Source organism: Methylobacter sp. BBA5.1, from assembly GCF_000746145.1.
Lineage (GTDB): Bacteria > Pseudomonadota > Gammaproteobacteria > Methylococcales > Methylomonadaceae > Methylobacter > Methylobacter marinus.
In genome coordinates this window covers 52,857-72,252 of sequence record NZ_JQKS01000002.1, presented here as the reverse complement: position 1 = coordinate 72,252, position 19,396 = coordinate 52,857, and the positions used below count along the sequence as shown (strand labels likewise).

Annotated in this window: 12 protein-coding genes; 6 read left to right on the top strand and 6 right to left on the bottom strand. The window is 55.3% G+C overall.

From position 1 onward, the window contains the following. The first annotated feature begins 99 nt into the window (after positions 1 to 99). Positions 100 to 1,827: a hypothetical protein gene (locus tag EK22_RS01365; RefSeq protein ID WP_036247311.1), complete on the top strand. Its 1,728-nt coding sequence runs from the start codon at positions 100 to 102 to the stop codon at positions 1,825 to 1,827. An 8-nt stretch (positions 1,828 to 1,835) separates the two neighbouring features. On the opposite strand, the gene EK22_RS01360 is transcribed toward EK22_RS01365, so the two are convergent. Further along, positions 1,836 to 2,519, bottom strand: coding sequence for a type 1 glutamine amidotransferase domain-containing protein (locus EK22_RS01360; protein WP_027147123.1), 684 nt, complete (start codon positions 2,517 to 2,519; stop codon positions 1,836 to 1,838). Between the two features lie 597 nt (positions 2,520 to 3,116). On the opposite strand from EK22_RS01360, the gene EK22_RS22970 reads away from it, so the two are divergent. Further along, positions 3,117 to 5,609, top strand: coding sequence for a LamG-like jellyroll fold domain-containing protein (locus EK22_RS22970; protein ID WP_081917719.1), 2,493 nt, complete (start codon positions 3,117 to 3,119; stop codon positions 5,607 to 5,609). A 90-nt stretch (positions 5,610 to 5,699) separates the two neighbouring features. Next, a complete protein-coding gene (locus tag EK22_RS01350; protein WP_051961587.1) occupies positions 5,700 to 7,046 on the top strand; it encodes a hypothetical protein in 1,347 nt (448 codons plus the stop codon). Positions 7,047 to 7,205: 159 nt separating this feature from the next. On the opposite strand, the gene EK22_RS01345 is transcribed toward EK22_RS01350, so the two are convergent. From EK22_RS01345 to EK22_RS01325, 5 genes are all read right to left on the bottom strand, one after another. After that, positions 7,206 to 7,904 (bottom strand): class I SAM-dependent methyltransferase, encoded by a 699-nt coding sequence (locus EK22_RS01345; protein ID WP_020158475.1) that lies wholly within the window; start codon positions 7,902 to 7,904, stop codon positions 7,206 to 7,208. 162 nt (positions 7,905 to 8,066) lie between these two features. After that, on the bottom strand, positions 8,067 to 8,558 hold the full coding sequence (locus EK22_RS01340) for a hypothetical protein (protein ID WP_051961585.1): 492 nt from the start codon (positions 8,556 to 8,558) through the stop codon (positions 8,067 to 8,069). Positions 8,559 to 8,818: 260 nt separating this feature from the next. Beyond that, on the bottom strand, positions 8,819 to 9,871 hold the full coding sequence (locus EK22_RS01335) for an acyltransferase family protein (protein WP_036247310.1): 1,053 nt from the start codon (positions 9,869 to 9,871) through the stop codon (positions 8,819 to 8,821). A 275-nt stretch (positions 9,872 to 10,146) separates the two neighbouring features. Next, positions 10,147 to 11,448: a sugar MFS transporter gene (locus EK22_RS01330; RefSeq protein ID WP_036247309.1), complete on the bottom strand. Its 1,302-nt coding sequence runs from the start codon at positions 11,446 to 11,448 to the stop codon at positions 10,147 to 10,149. Positions 11,449 to 11,801: 353 nt separating this feature from the next. Beyond that, a complete protein-coding gene (locus EK22_RS01325) occupies positions 11,802 to 13,991 on the bottom strand; it encodes a glycoside hydrolase family 3 N-terminal domain-containing protein (protein WP_235209198.1) in 2,190 nt (729 codons plus the stop codon). 370 nt (positions 13,992 to 14,361) lie between these two features. Here EK22_RS01325 and EK22_RS01320 point away from each other — a divergent pair, with 370 nt between their 5' ends. The 3 genes from EK22_RS01320 (at position 14,362) to EK22_RS01310 (ending at position 19,131) form a co-directional block, all read left to right on the top strand. Beyond that, positions 14,362 to 16,983 (top strand): TonB-dependent siderophore receptor, encoded by a 2,622-nt coding sequence (locus tag EK22_RS01320; protein WP_081917716.1) that lies wholly within the window; start codon positions 14,362 to 14,364, stop codon positions 16,981 to 16,983. A gap of 91 nt (positions 16,984 to 17,074) precedes the next feature. Next, positions 17,075 to 18,328: a PepSY-associated TM helix domain-containing protein gene (locus tag EK22_RS01315; protein ID WP_051961618.1), complete on the top strand. Its 1,254-nt coding sequence runs from the start codon at positions 17,075 to 17,077 to the stop codon at positions 18,326 to 18,328. Between the two features lie 110 nt (positions 18,329 to 18,438). After that, the gene (locus tag EK22_RS01310; RefSeq protein WP_036247303.1) at positions 18,439 to 19,131 is read left to right on the top strand and encodes a 4'-phosphopantetheinyl transferase family protein; all 693 of its coding nucleotides are present in this window, start codon (positions 18,439 to 18,441) and stop codon (positions 19,129 to 19,131) included. Positions 19,132 to 19,396 lie beyond the last annotated feature (265 nt).

Below are 19,396 nucleotides of genomic sequence, written 5' to 3'. Positions count from 1 at the left end.
AGGATTATTTTCTTCGTGTCTCCTGTGGAACATCTTTTTTAGCCTGCCTGGGATAATCTTTTTAGCCTCATCCCCTACCGTATGTAGAGTTATAACGCAATGACATTTGCCCAACGTTTTTTTACCGCCGCCGCTATCGCCCTGACTCTGGCGGCGCTAAGCTATGGCGTCGTCTATCGCGCCGCGGCAGACAAGCCGGAATTCTTTAATCTGACCGGCATCTTTCCTGGCGAAAACCGGCCCGCCGTGACTTTCGACGAGAGCATCACTGCGTCGCCGTTGCTGGACCTGTCTCAAGGCCGGCCTTTGCTGGTCGTGGCGGCCTCCAACGGCATGATTGCGATTCAAAATGTCGATACCGGCGCGCTGGAATGGCAGATTGAAGTCCCGGTTCCCGCCGGCCAGAAGGCGCAGATTGTGTCGACACCGGCGCTGATCGGCGACAAGCTTGTTGTATTGTACCAATGCCTTGAACAGGGCCGACGCACCAGCCACCGTCTCGCCGTGATCGACATGACCCGCAAGCAACTGCACGACAGTTTTCCGGTGCTGGCTTTATCGGCCGAGGTGCCCGCCGCCGATGGCGTTGCCACCGTCAAGTTCGATCCGCCCATGGCTTTTTCTCATTCGGCGGTCAAGCATGCGTCAAAATCGGGGACCGAACTCGGTTATGTTTACGCTTCCTTCGGCAATTCAGGCGACAGCCAGCCTTTTCACGGCTGGATTTTCGAAATCGACATGGACGCCTGGCGGCAAAAAGGCAGTACGTCGGCCGTTAGCAATGTGCTGGTGACGACGCCGGAGGCCGAATGTCCGGTTACGGCGCCCTACGGCACGATAGAAATGATCTGCGGCGGCGGCATCTGGACGCCGGCCGGTCCGCAGGTTTATCAAACCGGCGATGATTTCGAGCTGTTTGCGCCGATCGGCAATGGCCAGATAGATCTGGCCCGGCGCGACTATGCCAACACCGTGATGCGCCTGAAACCGGGACTGCAATTCGATCCCGGCTGCGATGCCGGGCTGTGCGCCAACTTCGATCCGGTCAATCCGTCCAAAGAATGCATGGCCTCCTGCAAGAATCTGTTCATTCCGCGCCTGCCGGACAACAGTCCGCCGTTGCTGCCGCACGGCGGCGAGTGCGACGACAAAACCTTTTGGGAATGTCTGGCGCGCATGGATTATGACCTGGGCGCGAACGCGCCTATCAAGGTCGACCTGCAAAACGGTTCTTCGGTGCTGGTGCAGCCGGGTAAGGATGGCGGCGCCTACCTGATCGACGCCGGTCATCTGGGCACGCAGTACGACCGTCTGCAGGTCGTCGAACTGTGCGGCACCGCCGAGGACGAGTGCACATTAAGCTGGCGGGGCATGATGGTGACGCAGCCGGTCATGGCGTATGTCGATCAGGAGCCGGTCGTGGTCCTGGCCACGTTTGTGTCCGATAAAACCCACCCGGCGGGTCTCGTCGCCCTGAAAATCGTGCTCGAAAACGGCCGTCCGCAATTCAGGCGGATCTGGCAGTTTCCGGACCCGAAAAGCCGGGAAGCGGTGGATTCTTTCAGAAGCCATCCGAGCTTGCCCGTCATTGCCACATTGGGCAAAAAAGGCGAGCCTTATGTCTGGGTGGTCGACATTGCAAAACCCGGCATGGTTTACGGCGTTCGCCTGAAAGACGGCACATTGGCGGCCAAAGGCGCCATGCAGGGAACGGGGCGCCCCCTGTCCGCGCCTGTTATCCACGACAACAAGCTTTATATCGCTTCAACCGATCCGGACACGAGAAAAGCCATGATCGAGGCCTATCGGATCGAGTTGCGTGAATAGACGCCGGCTCAAGTCGCGCGAAGCAGCTGCAGCAACGCTTCCGCGGCGGGCTCCGACGAGGCCGGGTTCTGGCCGGTTACGAGCTTGCCGTCCACTTCAATATGGGGCGCCCAGTCGTCGGCCCTGCCGTAAATGCCGCCCCGCTGCTTCAGGCGGTCTTCCAGCAGGAACGGCACGGCAGACGTCAATCCCACCGCCTCCTCTTCGGTATTGGTAAACCCGGTCACGCGCCTGCCTTTAACCAGATACTCGCCCTCTTTCCCGCGCACATTGATCAGCGCGGCCGGTGCATGGCAGATCGCGGCGACCGGCTTGCCGGCTTGCACGAAGGATTCGATCAGCGCGATGGCATCGCTGTTGTCGGGCATGTCCCACATCGGGCCGTGTCCGCCGGGGAAGAACACGGCATCGAACTCGTCGACGGACACGTCGGCCAGTTTTTTCGTATCGGCAAGCTCAGCCTGCGCGGCGGTGTCTGAGCGGAAGCGCTGCGTGGCCTCGGTCTGGTTTTCGGGCAAGTCGCTTTTCGGGTCGAGCGGCGGCTGACCGCCTTGGGGCGATGCCAGCGTGATCGTCGCGCCGGCATCCTTCAGCCGGTAATAGGGCGCGGCGAACTCCTCCAGCCAGAACCCGGTTTTCTCGCCCGTATCGCCGAGCCGGTCATGGGACGTGAGCACAATCAGAATCTTCATGGTAAACCTCCAGCAGTTGGGGAAGCGATTTTGGAAGCCCGGCGGCACGCCGCCAGCGTCCACATGGGTGAAATCGTTAGACAGGGCCGATAAGCAATAGTCCATCGTTCCGCTTAAATCCATGGGAACTGCCCTATAAGGCCTTATATAACTGATGTTACGCGCACAATTGACTCAGGCCCCGGTAGGGGCGGATTCGGCTAAAAATTACCTCCGCTATCCATCCAGGTTCGTGGGAGCGATGCCTACATCGCGATTCAGTATCTCAGTTAAGGAATAGGCATTCATACTGATTGTGTGCCGTATTTGGAAAGCCTATGTTTAATTTGCGGAGCTTGAGTGTCAGCCAGGTCTGTCAAGCCAGGGATACGGGTGCAACAGCGGCGCGCCGTTGGATAATGCGGATGAAGGCCGAATTTGGCAGAAGGGGACGTGGTCGGCAGGCCGATTACTGCCGAGCCGCAGCGTATCCGGCAACAGGAAGCCGAGAACCGGCGGCCCGGTCTGGAAACGATACCTTAAAAAACAGGGAAAAAGCCTATTTCTGTGTCCGAAAATGCTTGACCACTATCGTCAAAAGACTAAGGAGTATTCGCCATGACAAATTTCAGGCCTAATGATAATCAACTCGAGCCGATGTCCGGATGCCTCAGGCAGACTGAGATCGTGAATGCCGCATTCGCTCGATGGACGGGAAATCCGCGGCATGATGCGCTGGTTCAACCAACCACACGTATGAACGCGAGCCATCGGGAGGTTCGATCGGCGGCACCGTTCACGCGGCGCCTTTCGGCGCGAACCTGCTCACTTTTGCTGTTAGGGTTCGCGGCCAGCGGGCTCAGCCTGCCGCCTTCCGTCGCTCAAGCGGCCGATCCCGCCGTCGTCGGCGAATGGGGGCCGGTACGCACGTTGCCGTGGCGCCCGGTACACTCCATTCTGCTGCCGACCGGCAAGGTTATGTTTTACCCGAACACCGACGATCCGATTCTTTGGGACCCGATCACGGACACGCTGACGGATCTGCCCTTGTTAGGTTATTCCCCTTTCTGCAGCGGTCATTCGCTCATGGCCGACGGGCGGGTGCTGATCACGAGCGGTTCCGAAACCGATTTGCTAGGTCTGCCTAACGCCAGTATTTACGATCCGGTCGCGAATACCTTCACGGCGTTGCCGGATATGAACGGCGGCCGCTGGTATCCGACGCAGGTGACGCTGGGCAATGGCGACGTGGTGACGATGTCGGGCAACAAGGAAGACGGGACACGGAACACGATCCCTCAAGTCTGGCAGGCAAGCAGCAATTCCTGGCGCGATCTTACCGGCGCGGATATGAGTCTCGCGCTTTATCCGGCGGCGTTCCTGGCATCAAACGGCAAGGTGTTTGTGGCGACATCCATGTCGCGCTACCTCGACACGTCCGGCGCCGGTTCATGGACGGATGTGGCCAAGCGCAAGGTGGGGGGACGCGACAATTATGGTTCGGCCGCCATGTACGATGTAGACAAAGTAATCTATACCGGCGGTCATAAACCACCGGTAGCGAGCGCCGAGACGATCGACCTGAGCGCAACTTCACCGGCCTGGAAAAGCGTGGCTTCCATGCCGCAGGCGCGTCGCCAGCACAATATAACCATTCTGCCGGATGCGACATTGCTGGTGACCGGCGGCAGCAGCGCCAACGGCACCGACATTAACGACGGCCCCAAACCGGCCATTAATTACAACGTGGCGACAAACAAATGGACCACTTGGGCCATGCCGGTCGAATATCGCGGCTATCATTCCGAAGCCGTGCTTTTGCCGGACGCGCGCGTGGCCGTGATCGGAGGCAACAATCATCCGAATCTCGAAATATTTTCTCCGCCCTATCTGTTCAAAGGTCCGCAGCCAGTCATCAGTTCGGCGCCGGCGAACGTGAAATACGGCGAGCCGTTCTTCGTCGGCACGGCGGATGCCGCCAGCATCACGACAGTAAATATGCTCCGGCTCTCCGCGGTGACGCATACGAAGAACATGAATCAGCGCATCAACAAGAATCTGGCGTTCTCAAAAACGAGCGGCGGCTTGAATATCACGCCGCCGTCGAGCAGCAACCGTTGTCCGCCCGGAGATTACATGCTGTTCCTCCTGAATGCCGACGGCGTGCCGTCGGAGGCTAAAATTATCCGCATTAACACTACCGTTGCCGGTAATTCAGCCCCGACAACGGCCATTTCCAAGCCGGCCAACGGGTCGACGTTCACCGAAGGCGCTACGATTACCTTTACCGGCACGGCGAACGACAACGAGGACGGCAATCTGACCGCTTCGTTGAACTGGAGTTCGTCCATAAACGGCGCTATCGGCAGCGGCGGCAGTTTCTCGACCTCGGCACTGACGGCCGGTAAGCATACCATCACCGCGTCGGCGACCGACAGCGGCAGCCTCACCGGTTCGTCAGCGATCACCGTGACGGTGAATGCATCGGGCGGCGGCGGTCCTACGCCGGCGCATCAATGGCGCTTTGATGAAACGTCCGGCACGACCGCCGCCGATTCGACCGGCACGAATAACGCCACGCTCGGGAATGTGTCCTGGGTGGCCGGCAAGATCGGCAACGCCGCGGCTTTCAACGGCACAAATGCCTCCGGCGAGGCCGGCAAGATTGATTTTGCAACCGGTAACTTCACTGTGGCCCATTGGGTCAAGGTCACCGGCTTCACAAGCTTTGCCGGCATATTCAATAACCGTAGCAGCGCCTCCGGAAACATCGGTTTCCATACCCGCACCGATGACACGAATAGCCTCTCGGCGCTGATCGACTTCGGTACGACCAGCAAAAAACTGGCCGTAACCAACGCCGCTACCGGAACCTGGTACCACGTCGCGGTTTCCGTCGACCGGGCCGGCTCGATGAAGCTATATGTCAACGGCGCGCTTTCCGGGCAAGTGGATATTTCCGCCTTCAGCGCCACCAGCCTGACCAATCCGGACAATGTGCGGCTGGGGCGCGATCAGGGCTCGAACTACTTCAACGGCGTGCTCGACGACCTCCGCCTATACAACAGCGCGCTTTCAGCCACCGAGATACAGAATCTCTATAACGAATAGGCCTGACTGTGACGCAGGGCGCCGCACGGACTTTGAGACTGCGGCATCTGCGTCGTATTGAAAAACAAGCATTTGCAAGAGTTTTAAACAATGAAGAATTTATGGCTTAACCCGTTCATCCTATTGACCAGTATGCTGATATTCTCTGCGCCGGCGGCGTCCAGGGAGCCTCCGGAGCCGAAGGATTCGGGAGATTCTCTCATCGCCAAGGGGCGTGAGCTATTTTTCCACGAAACCTTCGATGGCAACGGCCGAACCTGCGGAACCTGCCATCGCGCGGAAAATAACTTGACCCTCGACCCCGAGTTTATCGCCACCCTGCCGGATGATGACCCGCTGTTCGTGGCGGAATATGTGCCGGCATTAATGGAGAATTTCGAAAATCCTAAATTAATGCGTGAATTCGGGCTCATCATGGTGAATGCGGACGGCTTCGATGATCTTCCGAACCAATTCACCATGCGTAGTGTTCCGCATGTGTTCGCGCAAAAATTCTCGATGAACAGTCCCCAGGGACAACCGCACACGGGCTTGGGCTGGTCCGGGGATGGCGCGCCGGATGATGGCTCGTTGCGTTCGTTTGCGACGGGCGCGGTGAGACAGCACTTCACCAAGACCACGCAACGGCGCGAGGGCGTGGATTTTCGCCTGCCGACAGACGAAGAACTGGATGCGCTGGAGGCCTTTCAGCTTTCTCTCGGGCGCCAGGAAGAATTGGCGTTGCCCCTGCCGCTTAAGAGCGAAGTGGCGCTTCAAGGACAAGATATCTTTCAAAACGAAGGCCAGTGTTCGCTCTGTCATGTTAATGCCGGCGCGAATAATGCATTGGACGACAGCGAGGCCGGCAATTTAAATTTCAACACCGGTGTGGAAGACATGCCTGACCAACCCAGGGATCTCAGCGGCGAGTTTTATCCGCCTGACGATGGCGCCGGCACTCCGGGAAACGGCGAGTTCAACACGCCATCGCTGGTGGAGGCCGCCGATACTCCGCCATTCTTCCATAACAACTCAGCCAAGACGCTTGAGGAAGCCGTGGAATTTTATAACACCAGCGCCTTTACCGATTCACCGGCCGCGCAACGGGTAAACTTTGAAAACCTGGACGCGGAGCAGGTCATCGCCGTCTCAGCGTTTCTGCGGGTCATTAACGTCTTGCATAACATTCGCGAGGTCAACGCGATGCTGGGCGCGGTGTCCCGGAACGAGTACCTGGCCGGGGAGCATCCCAACGATTTGGTCAAGCGCGCGGTGTTTGATATTGACGATGCCATTAAGGTGCTTTCGGACAGCGCGCTGCATCCCAAGGCGATCACTTTTTTGAAAAAGGCGCGCGGCTTCATCCTGGAGGCCGCAAACAAACCGGCATCCCGGATCAAGCTTGCCAGGAAAGCAATCGCCAATATAAATAATGCCAAGAGGCAACTTATCAAGTAGCCAAAACGGTTGGATTCGCCGCCGCGACCGCATGCAGTCGCGGTTAGCGGGACAATCCGTCACGCGTGATTGAGCCATCCGGCATGTATCACTTTCGTAACCTGTAATGGGCCGATTCTTGGGCGGGAGACTCGGCCCGAAGAGGGGTTGGCGCTTTCCTTAAGCCCCGTATATCGGCGGGCCGGATATAAGCAGCATTTCATTGCCGCCCCGCTGAAATTCGTAAGAGACGCGCCTGATCTCGACATGCAGGCCTTGGCGCGCAAGCTGTTGCATGACGAAGTCCAGATGGGGGGACCGGGTTCCGGCCAGCGTCAGCAAGGGAAAGACTCTCACCTGGCGGGCTACGCGCAGCATCTCCTGCAGCGCCTGAAGGTGAAATTCGGCCGATAAGTGCTCGCTGTACAGGAACAGGAAGTGTGAACACAGCGCCATGTCGAATTCGCCGCTTGCAAACGGCAGAGACGGTAATTCACCGGTAATATAGCGACCGGCGCTTTTTCCGCTTTCGTAATCCGACAGAAACCCGTCCATCGCGGACATGCGAACGCGCCCGAGTTCCTCAACCGAAGAGATCGTTTCCCAGACAAAATTGTCCTTGTTCTGTCGCGTTTGCGCCATCACGGTTTCATAAGTCGCCAGGATGCGGCTTTTAATTTGCGCGGCGTCATAGGCGTAGATCGGATCGGCTGAAATGACGCGGCCGCCGCGCCGGGTCAATTCCGCATTGAATCCGGCCGGGCCGTCGCCGCAACCGAGAATGCCGAGCTTTAGCTCAGCGTTCGTGAGCGCGAACATACTGATGTATTCATCGTAGGAACGTCCCCACGGTACGATTTGGTCCAGTGTATAACTCATAGGGGCAAGTGGCTTGGCGAAGGTAATAGTTGGCGATTGTAGTCCGCCGGCCGGGTGCGATACCACCGGCAGGCGGACTAATTGATAGACCCGGACGCGGTAAAAAGCCGGATACATGCCGGATGCGACTTTTTACCGCGGAGAAGGGCGCCTTTTAAGGCGTTAAAACTTCCTCTCTTCCGGACAAGGGGCGAACTCGCAGGAAGGCGGCTGGCGGCCTACCCAGGAGCCATCGGGACACTGCATCGCATCCATGGTGCAGTAAATAGTGTCATCGATATTGTCATTCGTACCGCAGCTTGCAGCGGGTTCAATAGTGTAGAACGTGCCTTGCTTGGGGCTGATTGAGTGCAATTGTTCGATGAAGGCGTCAAATTCCGCGTCAGCTGTGTTCGAACCGGCTTCGGCGCATATCGATAGATTGCCTTCGACGGGAAGGGGTAAACCGGGACCGGGGCCCTTTACCAGGTATTTTTCGACAGTCTGATTGGCGACGGCATGGCCGATGACCTGGCGAACTGTCTGTACAGCCGCCTCATCAAGTTCACCGCCAATACTGCCGATGGAAATATTAACGGCACGGTTTTCGGCAATGGCCGGGGTGCTAATGGCCAATACTGAGCCGAAAAAAAACAAACAAGCACATTTCTTCATTGTTATTTTCCTTTTTCAAAGATTGAAAAAAACCAACAGGTTGAATGGATCTTGATTGGGCAAGTTGATATAAAGTCAACTCAGTTTGAATGCTAGCAAACGCGAAACAGATGTCAATCACAAAGAACCGGAGCTGAATGTTTGTCTGTGTGTCTGTCGCCGCTTGATTCGCGGCTATCGATGCCGCGCTTTTCTAACGTGTTATGTCGGGCGCCATGCATTGCCTGATCCGGATGGGTGATAATTGATGCGCTTTCTGATCAATCCGGCACGGATGCTCCGGCATTTTTCCTGAACAATCGGCTGTAGCAGTCATACGTGAACCGGCTGATGGGCAGCGAAAACACAAAAGGAATCCTGTAGCGGCTGATTAACCGTGCAACCAGCAAAGGCGCCGCTATGCCTATAACACAACCGGCCGCCAGATGAACTGAACCCGAATTGATATTGAAAATATCCATCAGCATGATGCGTGTGCCGCTGCCGGCCAATATATGCATCAGGTATATGGCCATTGACGACGAACCGATCAGCCTGAACCAGGCGGCCGGCTTTTTCGCCAGGTTTTTGGACAGGGCCACTATGAACAATATGGATGCCAGGGCCACCCATAAAGACAATCCGCCTTTATGGACATATGACAGGCCGAGTAACCCATGGAACAGGTATTGAGAGCCAATGAATCCGGCGAAGGCAGCCAGCAACAGGTATTTTGACGCCAGCCAGTCTGATTCGGACCACCTGCGCAGCAATATGCCGAAAACAAAAAACACAAAATTGTTGGTGATGAAATTGAGATGAAATGCTGACGGTATATCGGCCTGAAAAATATAAGCGCATATGGATGCGGCAAAGACCGGCAGCGCAAGTTTGTCCGGCGCCTTACTGAAAACCAGCGTCGCCAGGGTAAAGATCATGAATAGCGCATAAAGAAACCAGAATTGCGCTCTTGGCTGCCACAACAAGGCAAACACATCCGAATAGCTGATATTGCTATTGGTATAGGAAGACAAATAGGCTTCCAGGGTGCCTTGCAAGATAGACCATAACAGATAGGGATAGACGATCGTATCAACCTTGCTGGCGAATACTCCTGTCGGCCCTCTCTTGTTCAGTGAGCCGCAAAAAAAAAGGCCCGACAGGAAAAAAAATAAAGGCATGTGAAAGCTGTAAATGATGCTATCGGTCAGCCTGTACAGTTTTTCATCGATCTGAATCCCTGCATGGAACACGCCTCTGGCCACATGGCCATACACGAGCAAAAACACGCCAATGGCCTTTGCATAGTCCACCCATGCACTACGTTCACTCATTGAACTCTCCGTTCTTTTTGACTAACGACTATTCAGAAAATGCATATCTTATATGCAGGATCAGGTAATTCAACATTATTATGGCTAAAGCCTAACCAGTGGGCTGGGTTGGCACTTTTTTTGCGGAAAACCGCCGCTTCGGCATGCCGGACTTTACCCTCTGTCCGGTTTTTATGGCTCATTAAATGCTGATTTGTTGTTTCTGTTGATCAATTGAATTGGCCTGACTCAGGCGCATGTTTTGATAATTCAACACTATTACCGTTAAAGTTTGCTTAAGATAAAAACCTATGACCCTGCCAACCGTAATAAGCGATGTATAAATAGCAGAGAACGGGGATAAAGAAGGCCGGCTGTATGCCGATCCGGTCGGCGAACAGGCCCTGCACAACGGGAATGATGGCGCCGCCGACGATGGCCGCGCATAGAATCCCGGAACCCTGGCCGGTATGTTTCGCCAGGCCGTTGATGGCCAGTGAAAACAGCGTCGGGAACATGATCGAGTTGCACAGTCCCACGGCCAGAATGGCCCACATGGCCACAGGGCCGCTGCCGGCCATGCTTGCCAGCACCAGAACGGCAGCGGCCAGGGCGTTGAAGGTCAGGACTTTGCCGCCATGGATATTGCGCATGACCAGCGCGCCGGCAAAGCGGCCGACCATGGCCCCGCCCCAGTACAGCGAGACATACTTCGCGGCCTCGCGTTCCGCCAGTCCCGAAACGGCAGGCTCAGCCAGATAATTGACCAGGAAACTGCCGATCGAGACTTCCGCGCCGACGTAAACGAAAATGCCGACCGCGCCCAGGACCAGGTGACGGTAATCCCAGGCGCTCTGATAAACAGTCTCATCAGCCGCTTGCTGAACGGGTGATTCGGCGGGCGTTACCTTAGGCAGTCTGATCGCGGCAAAGCAGCCGGCAATCAGGAACAAAACCCCGGCCAGCAGCAGATAAGGCTGTTGCACGACCGCCGCCTGCGCGGCTTGATAAGCGGACAGATCCCCGGCGCTCAACAGCCGGATCTCATCGGCCGTTTTGACGGCCGCGGACAGGATGAACAAGGCGCCGAAATAAGGCGCGATAGTCGTGCCCAGGGAATTGAAGGCCTGCGTCATGGTCAAGCGGCTGGAGGCGGTTTCAGGTCTGCCCAGAATGGCGACATAAGGATTGGCCGCGACCTGCAGCAAGGTGATGCCGGAAGCCAGCACGAAGAAGGCGGTCAGAAACAGCGGATAGGAATGCCGGCCGGCGGCCGGATAAAACAGAAGGCAGCCCAGTCCCGCGATGGCCAGTCCGGTGATAATGCCGCCCTTGAAACCGATCCTCTCGACCAGGTGGCCGCTGGGCACCGAAACCACGAAATAAGCCGTAAAAAAGCAGAACTGGACCAGCATGGCCTGCGAGTAGTTCAGCGTGAACACCGCTTTCAGGTGCGGAATCAGGATATCGTTCAGGCTGGTGATGAAGCCCCAGATGAAAAACAGCGAGGTCAGTATGGCAAGGGTGCCGGAATAGGAATTTTCGGCGTTGTCCGCCGGATTGCCGGATGCCGTTGCGGTAGGGGGTATATCGGCCATACTTGAATCCTGTTTGTTAATATTTATTGGTTCTGTAAGCTTAAACCAAGCGGGACGGGGTTTGAAACCCCGTCCCGCTGCTGAGTTACTTGTTATGTAAGCGTGTAGGGTACGAGACTGTGAAAGTATTCAATTTAAAGGGTTTAACCACGAAGGACACGAAGAGCACGAAGTTTTAAGCCTTTGATTAACTTAATTTTTTCTTCGTGTCCTTCGTGATCTTCGTGGTGAATAAGGCTTTTTATGACGTTTTTCACTAATTCTTTCACAGTCTCGTACGCATTGCGTACCTGTTCAGATTTACCGGCTTGCCATGGTGCCGAAAAGATACGCGATGGGTACCCTACAATTAATTACTCCGTTAAAGAAAAGCCGGCTGTTTCATGGCCGACCATCACCTTAAACTCGCCGGGCTCGATGATGCGCTTCATATCGATGCCGATAAACGACAGGTCGCGCGGCGTCAGGGTAAAACTCAACGGCTGCTCCTGTCCCGGTTCCAGCTCGACTTTCTTGAACGCTTTCAGCTGTCTGGCGGGCCGCGTCACGGAGGCGGCGACGTCGTTCAGGTACAGCAGCACGGTCTCCTTGCCTTTCAGCGCGCCGGTGTTTTTGACGCTGACACGGACGGTGACGTTTTCGCCCATTTTAACCTGCGCCTTGTCCACGCTCAGACCGCGGGTCTCGAAGGTCGTATAGCTCATGCCATGCCCGAACGGATAGAGCGGTTTGTAAGCGTTGCCATCGTACGATTCCATCGGCTTGTGGTCGTACGGCACGATATCGTTGGTGTTTCTCGGATAACTGATGGGCAGCTTGCCGTCGGGGTTGTAGTCGCCATAGACGATGTCGGCGATGGCTTCGCCGCCTTCCATGCCCGGCAAAAAGCCCAGGATCACGCCGGGCACTTTGTCGGCGATGGCCGTGATGATGCGCGGGCGGCCGCCCAGCATCAGCAGAATGACCGGCTTGCCGGTCGCGATCACGGCATTCGCCAGATCGATCTGTCCTTGGTCGAGCATCAGCGAATCGATATTGCCCAGGGTTTCCGTATACGGCTTTTCGCCCAGGGCCAGCAGGACATAATCGTGGTTTTCGGCCTCGGCGACGACTTTGCCGATGTCGATCGGGTCGGAAAACGCCTGGCCGCCGACATAGGTCACCTTGCCGGCCGATTTTTTCCGCAGGGCTTCGAAGACGGTCGGTTTGTCCTGCGGATACAGGCTCTCGTTGTCGCCCTGCCAGGTAATGGTCCAGCCGCCGTTCATGACGCTGAGCAGGTTGGCGGTCGGCCCCGTCACCAGAATCCTGGCGTCCTTTTTCAAGGGCAGGATGTGGCGGTCGTTTTTGGCCAGAATGATGGATTCGCGCGCGGCCTGACGGTTCGTCTCCACGGCATCGGGCGTGGCGAAATGGCCCTCGACGAGCGGCACCGGCCTGTCTGTATCGAACAGTCCGGCCTGGAACTTGACGGTCAGGATTCTGGACACGGCCTCGTCGATGCGCGACATCGGCACTTCGCCCGACCGGGCCAGTTCGATCAGCAGGTCATAGAAGGAAAAATCGAACGGCACCATGCTCATGTCCACGCCGGCCATGACCGCGATCCTGACCGCTTCTTTCGGCGAGGCGGCCAGTCTGTCGCGCGTATAAAGGCGTTTGATGTCTTCCCAGTCGGAGACGGTGAAGCCCTTGAAGCCCAGTTCGCCGCGCAATATCGTGGTCAGATACTGATAGTTGGCATGGCCCGGAATGCCGTCGACTTCGGCCGAGTTGACCATGACCGTCGGCGACCCGGCCTGCACGCCGGCCTCGAAGGGCGGCAGGAAATACTCGCGCAGCATGCGCTCGCCGATCCAGGCCGGCGTCCGGTCCTTGCCGTTGATCGGAAAGCTGTAGCCGACATAATGCTTCAGGCAGGTCGGCGCTTTGTCCGGCGCCGAGAAATCATCGCCCTGATGGCCCTTGATATAGGCCGCGCCCATGACCGAGGCCAGATGCACGTCCTCGCCATAGGTTTCCCACAGGCGCGGCCAGAGCGGCTGCCGGCCGATATCCATGACCGGCGCGAAATTCCATGACAGGCCCGACGCGCGCACTTCGCGGGCCGTGATCTCGCCTTCCCTGAAGCTCAGTTCCGGATTGAAAGTCGCGGCCATGCTGATGGCCTGCGGAAACAGTACGGCGCCCTGCGTGTAAGTCGCGCCGTGGATCGCGTCAATGCCGTAGATGACCGGGATTTTCAGGCGCGTTCTCGATGATGCTTCCCGGATCGCGGCCGTTATCTTCCGCCAGGTCTCAATCGGGGCCGCCCGATTGTTGGGCGAGAGAGGCGCGTTCAGGATGGAGCCGACATGGCGGTTGATCACGGCCTCCTCCAGCCTGGCCCGGTCGACCGGCGGCTCGGCGTTTTGAGCCTCCGGCGTGCTGACGACGCTGAAATCGACCTGCGTCATCTGCCCGACTTTTTCTTCCAGCGTCATTTCCGACAGCAGTTGTTTCACGCTAGCTTCCACGGCTTCGTTTCCGGCTTGTGCAGTCACGGTCCACTCCAACAGGCTAAACAGGGACAGGATTAAAATAATACGTTTTGCTTTCAACTTTTTTCTTCGCCAGTTCAATTGCGCAAGCCGGTCTTAGCGGACCGTGGCTCACTTTGGGAACGAATGCCGTAAGGACGGCATTCAAGGTCAGTAAAAAATCAGACAGTACACTCATGGCCCTAGTTTAATCAATATCGCGCACGCGCGGTTTATTCCGTTTGCCGCTATGCTCCGCCGCTACAAAAAAAACCGACCTGTCACAGGTAAATTCCGATCAGGCAGGTGAGGACATTGTCTCGCAAGCTCGTCTATCTCCTAATAATGCGAGATTAAAACGCATCTTTAATAATACTAATAATAAGGTGAGCACATGATAGACACTGCGAAAAATGCCGATGGAGCGTCGGCCATACGGAAACGCGAGCATTTACCGGTCGGCGCATCGGCGACCAATCCACACCGCCTGTCCGGAAAGCGGGCGGCAGGCCTGGCCTTGATCCTGACGCTGTGCCATGCGGCGCCGGGCCAGTCCGGGGAGAACGGCAAACCTGAGCTGTTCCGCTTCGACATTCCGGCCGAGGGCATGGCGGCCGCGCTGGAGGCATTTTCGGAAACCACCGACATTCAACTGAGCTATCCGTCCATTCTGGTCCGGGATGTCAAATCCAAGGCGCTGTCAGGCACTTTTACGCCCGAGCAGGCGCTGGCGAAGCTGCTGGCCGACTCCGACATCACCTACCGGTTTGCCGACGACCAGGTCATCGCCCTGGCCGGCTCGAAAAACAAGGGCATGAGCATCGAAAGCCTGCTGGCCCGGGCGCCGAAAGAAAACTACCCGGCCGATCCGACGCCTGAAAAACCTTTTACCGGTTCGGTGGAGCAGGAGGATATGACCGTGCAGGGCGTGGCGTTGTCAGGGTACAGCGTGATTGATGCCAGTACGGCGACCAAGACCGACACGCCGATTATGGAAACGCCGGTGTCGATTCAGGTGGTGCCGAGATCGGTAATGGACGATCAAAAAACAACAACAATCAAAGATGCGCTCGAAAACGTCAGCAGCGTGCGTCCGCAATCGTCTTTGGGTCTAAGCAATGGCTTTATTATCCGTGGCTTCAGAAGTGGACGGGTTTACCGTAATGGCCTTGTTGCCAATGGCTTGAGTATAGGAGATGGAGCTCAATTTGATTCCGCCAACTTGGAGCGTCTAGAGGTGCTCAAAGGCCCGGCTGCGGTTTTGTTTGGCCGTATCGAACCTGGCGGCTTAATCAACCTGGTCACCAAAAAACCTTGGGATGAATCCTATTATTCCGTGGAGCAGCGTTTCGGCTCTTACGATTTCTATCGAACCGAATGGGATGCGACCGATGCGATTACCAATGATAAGTCGTTAAGCTATCGATTTTCCGGCTCTTATCAAAACAACAAGTCGTTTCGAGATTTCAGTTTTAATGACCGGGTTCTGGTGAATCCGTCTTTGACCTGGCGGCCTAGCGATGTCACCGAAATATCCCTGGAAGTAGAAGCTTTGGATGAGGATTACCAGGTTGACAGAGGCTTATTCGCTATCGGCGACCGCCCGGCGCCTGTTCCCGTCAGCCGATCCTTTATCGATCCCAACGATCCTGTCGATACTAATTCCAAGGTGAATCTCGGCTTCAATTTAACCCATGCGCTCAATGAGGACTGGACATTGCGCACCCGTTTTTTGGCTTCGTTTATCCATGATAACAATATTTCCGTCAAACCCGCCAATGCGTTTACAGTCCAACAGTTTTTGGATCCGAGTGCAGGAAATCGCGCCTATCTACGTAATATATTTTCTCAAATATCCGACAGTGAAACCTATACCACTAATCTTGATTTAACGGGTAACTTAGAACTTTGGGGCACAAAACACCAAACTCTTGTCGGTTTCGATTATTTACGATCAACCGGCACCTACCTGACCCGTGGAAATTTTCAGGCTCCAGTACCGGGCTTAGAAATCGATATTTACAATCCGGTATACGGTATTGATCCTTCCTTTTACTCGGCTGCACTGGCCACGCCTTTTCCAGCCGGTGCTAGCCACAGTTTTTTTAGGGATGAATGGTATGGTGTGTATTTTCAAGATCACATTACACTTTGGGATGCTCTCCATATTCTGGGTGGCGGCCGCTATGACTGGGCGACCACCGGTCGTGGCCGCGGCGAATCGTTCAGTGCAGCGGAAGCCGATTTACCTTCCCGCAGGGATGAGGGTTTTAGTCCCAGAGTCGGTATTCTCTATCAGCCCTGGGCATGGGCCAGTGTCTATGGCAACTGGACGACTTCGTTCGGTGCTAACAATGGGGTAACGGATAGTGGCGCCACTATCGATCCGGAAATTGGCGAACAATTTGAGGCGGGGTTTAAAATCGAATTGTTTGATCAGCGGCTGATGACAACGTTAGCTTATTACTATTTGACCAAGCAAAATATCATGACCCGGGATTTTAACAGCTCTGATCCTTCTGCCGTTGCTGCGATAGGTGAAGCACGCAGCCAAGGCATCGAGTTGGATGTAACCGGTCAGATTACCGATGAATTCAGTATCATTGGCAACTATGCTTTCACCGATGCGCGCATCACCAAAGATTTTTCCGGTCTTCAAGGCAATCGCCTGAACAACGTTCCAGAGCATTCCGGCAGTCTGTGGCTTAAATATGATATTCATCACTATGAGCCACTGAATGGTTTGAGTTTCGGTTTGGGTGTGTTTGCTACCGGACAACGGCAAGGTGATGACGGTAATACTTTTGCTTTACCCGGATATGTCCGATTGGATGCCTTCACCAGCTATGCTTACCAGCTCCGCGATTCACGTTTAATTGCACAATTTAATATCCGCAATCTATTGGATAAAACCTATTACGAGTCTACCGATCCTTTTCAAAACGCACCGCCGCGTGTCGGCATTTATCCTGGTGCGCCGTTGACGGCTATGGGGTCGATACGTTTGGAATTTTAGCTGGTTTGTCGGGCATAAAAATTATGCCCAAGCTACGAACTTACTTGATTAAACATGAACGGGTTGATGAAAAATGATCGAGCATGAGGATATGGCTTTACAAAACATACTGCCACAGTTGACGCATGAGAACCGTTATAGAACTTCACGATGGCGGGGGCGTTTTCGGAGTTTTTGGCTAACGGTACATTTGTATGTTGCTCTGACGATAGGCTTTTTCTTCGTCGTCCTTGGACTGACAGGTTCTTTTAATGTGTTTATTTATGAACTGGAGGAGTATGGCTTGCCGCCAGTTCGTCATGAAGCCAATGCGCAACCGCGTTCCCTGGATGAAATCATGCAAACTGTTAAAGCCGCCCATCCGGAAAAACGAGGAAAATGGTCAATACTGTTGCCGAACTACGGCAATGATTATTTGTGGGTGGTCTATCCAAAGCCTGTAGAAACCGCCGATGAGCTTTACGCACCGTTCCGTGTTTTGGTCGATCCCTACAGCGGAAAAATCGTCGCGGAGAGTTATTGGGGGCAAACGCTATGGACATTAATCTATGAAGTTCATGCCGCTTTAATGACGGGTAAATTAGGTGCTGAGATCGGGCGAATCGGCGTCCGGACGGTCTGTTTTCTAGGTTTGTTTCTGTTTATTTCCGCGTTGACGGGGCTTTATTTGTGGTGGCCGCGCTGGAGGAAATTCACAAAAGCAGTGACTATTAAGCGGGGTGCAAGTCTGGAGCGGTTTTACTTCGATTTGCATAAAACCACGGGGTTTTACAGTTCAATCGTCCTGCTGATTTTAGCGTTTACCGGTTTCTCGTTTAGTTATGCGGATTATATCAAGCCGTTGATACGCGGTTTTTCAGCCGTCAAGGAAAAGCATTTAGAAGAACCGGAAGTAAAATCCAGGGTTATAGGTAATGCACAGCCTCTTTCAATAGCGCGGGCCGTGGCACAAGCCAATACCATTTTCCCTAATACGGAATTGCGCGGAATATCAACACCGGATGGTCAAGAGGGCGTTTACTGTATTTCGAAAAGGCAATCAGGGGAAGCTAATTATAGATGGCCGCGCAGCAAAGTGTGGATCGACCAATATAGCGGCAAGGTACTGGCCGTACAAGATCCGAACAAGTTTACCGCGGGCGAAACGTTTTTGAACGTGCTGTGGCCGCTCCATAACGGTGAAGCTTTCGGGCTTGCAGGTCGGATTGTATGGTGTGTTATGGGTTTCGCACCCTTGGTGCTTTATACGACCGGTGTCATCCGCTGGCTACAGAAACGCAAGGCGAAAAGCCATCGCGGCCCGTTGTCGAAACTGCGGCAGGGCGATAAGATGCTGAGGCGCTAAAGCGCATCGTTCGAGCCCGTGGCTCTTGGCAAATGATAAAGAATAGAGGTGCGGGCTGGATCGGCGCGTTAGCGAAAACCCGGCCTATTATCCAATAAGGAGTCCGTCGATTGGCTGATAAAGACATTGATCTATGGTTTGAAGCACTGGCCGCTACCGAGGGTGCATATCAACGGTACTGGGCATTGCTGGATAAAGAAGAGCAGGCCAAAGCCCTGCGCTTTGTCCAGGAACAGCACCGCGCCCGGTACGTCATCAGCCACGGCAAAGTCAGGACGATACTGGCGCGCTACATCGACAAGCCGCCGGAAACCCTATGCTTTGCGCAGGAAGTCGCTGGCAAACCCTATCTGGTTGTCGATGGCCGCCCGCACGAGGTCAAATTCAACCTGTCGCATTCCGGCGACAGAATGATGCTGGCGGTGAGCCGCCACGAGCCTGTCGGAGTGGATATCGAAGTCTGGCTCGACGGCTTCGATTGCGCCGCCGTTGCCGAGGAATGTTTTGCCGAAACCGAGAAGGCGTTCTGGCAGGCCTTGCCGGCGCATGAAAAAGCCGATGCGTTTTACCGGTTCTGGACCCGCAAGGAAAGCTTTGTGAAGGCGATCGGCGCGGGCATTTCGCTAGACGTCTCGCAAGTCGTGACTTCGGTGGACGGCGCTTCCCGGTTCATATCGCTGCCCGCGCGCTACGGCGCGGCCGGTCAATGGCGCCTGGTGGACCTGGACCTGGGGCCGGGCCTCAGCGGTGCACTGACAGTCAGGGCCGGCGGCATGGAGCGCCTTTGCTTCAGGCGCCTTTGACGTTGCGGTGCCCCGGATTATAAGGCTCTTTCAGAGTCGCCCGCTCAGGTTCGGCCATTGAACAATGGCTCGGTTTCAAATGCGGGCAACCGGCGTGGGAGCGATGCCTACATCGCGACTTGCGGTTTTTCTAAATTGCGATGTGAGCATCACTCACACACAAACGATCCTTAACCTGAAGGGATATCGGAGGCTGTTTTTAGCCGAATGCTCAATACCTGAAACAATGGCCCGCGTATATCCGTTAAAAAAAACTGTGTTATAT

Excerpts from the sequence above, each read along its gene's own strand:
- EK22_RS01340 (WP_051961585.1), bottom strand. The coding sequence starts at position 8,558 with ATGAAGAAATGTGCTTGTTTGTTTTTTTTCGGCTCAGTATTGGCCATT.
- EK22_RS01345 (WP_020158475.1), bottom strand. The coding sequence starts at position 7,904 with ATGAGTTATACACTGGACCAAATCGTACCGTGGGGACGTTCCTACGAT.
- EK22_RS01320 (WP_081917716.1), top strand. The coding sequence starts at position 14,362 with ATGATAGACACTGCGAAAAATGCCGATGGAGCGTCGGCCATACGGAAA.
- EK22_RS01350 (WP_051961587.1), top strand. The coding sequence starts at position 5,700 with ATGAAGAATTTATGGCTTAACCCGTTCATCCTATTGACCAGTATGCTG.
- EK22_RS01365 (WP_036247311.1), top strand. The coding sequence starts at position 100 with ATGACATTTGCCCAACGTTTTTTTACCGCCGCCGCTATCGCCCTGACT.
- EK22_RS01335 (WP_036247310.1), bottom strand. The coding sequence starts at position 9,871 with ATGAGTGAACGTAGTGCATGGGTGGACTATGCAAAGGCCATTGGCGTG.
- EK22_RS01330 (WP_036247309.1), bottom strand. The coding sequence starts at position 11,448 with ATGGCCGATATACCCCCTACCGCAACGGCATCCGGCAATCCGGCGGAC.
- EK22_RS01360 (WP_027147123.1), bottom strand. The coding sequence starts at position 2,519 with ATGAAGATTCTGATTGTGCTCACGTCCCATGACCGGCTCGGCGATACG.
- EK22_RS22970 (WP_081917719.1), top strand. The coding sequence starts at position 3,117 with ATGACAAATTTCAGGCCTAATGATAATCAACTCGAGCCGATGTCCGGA.
- EK22_RS01315 (WP_051961618.1), top strand. The coding sequence starts at position 17,075 with ATGGCTTTACAAAACATACTGCCACAGTTGACGCATGAGAACCGTTAT.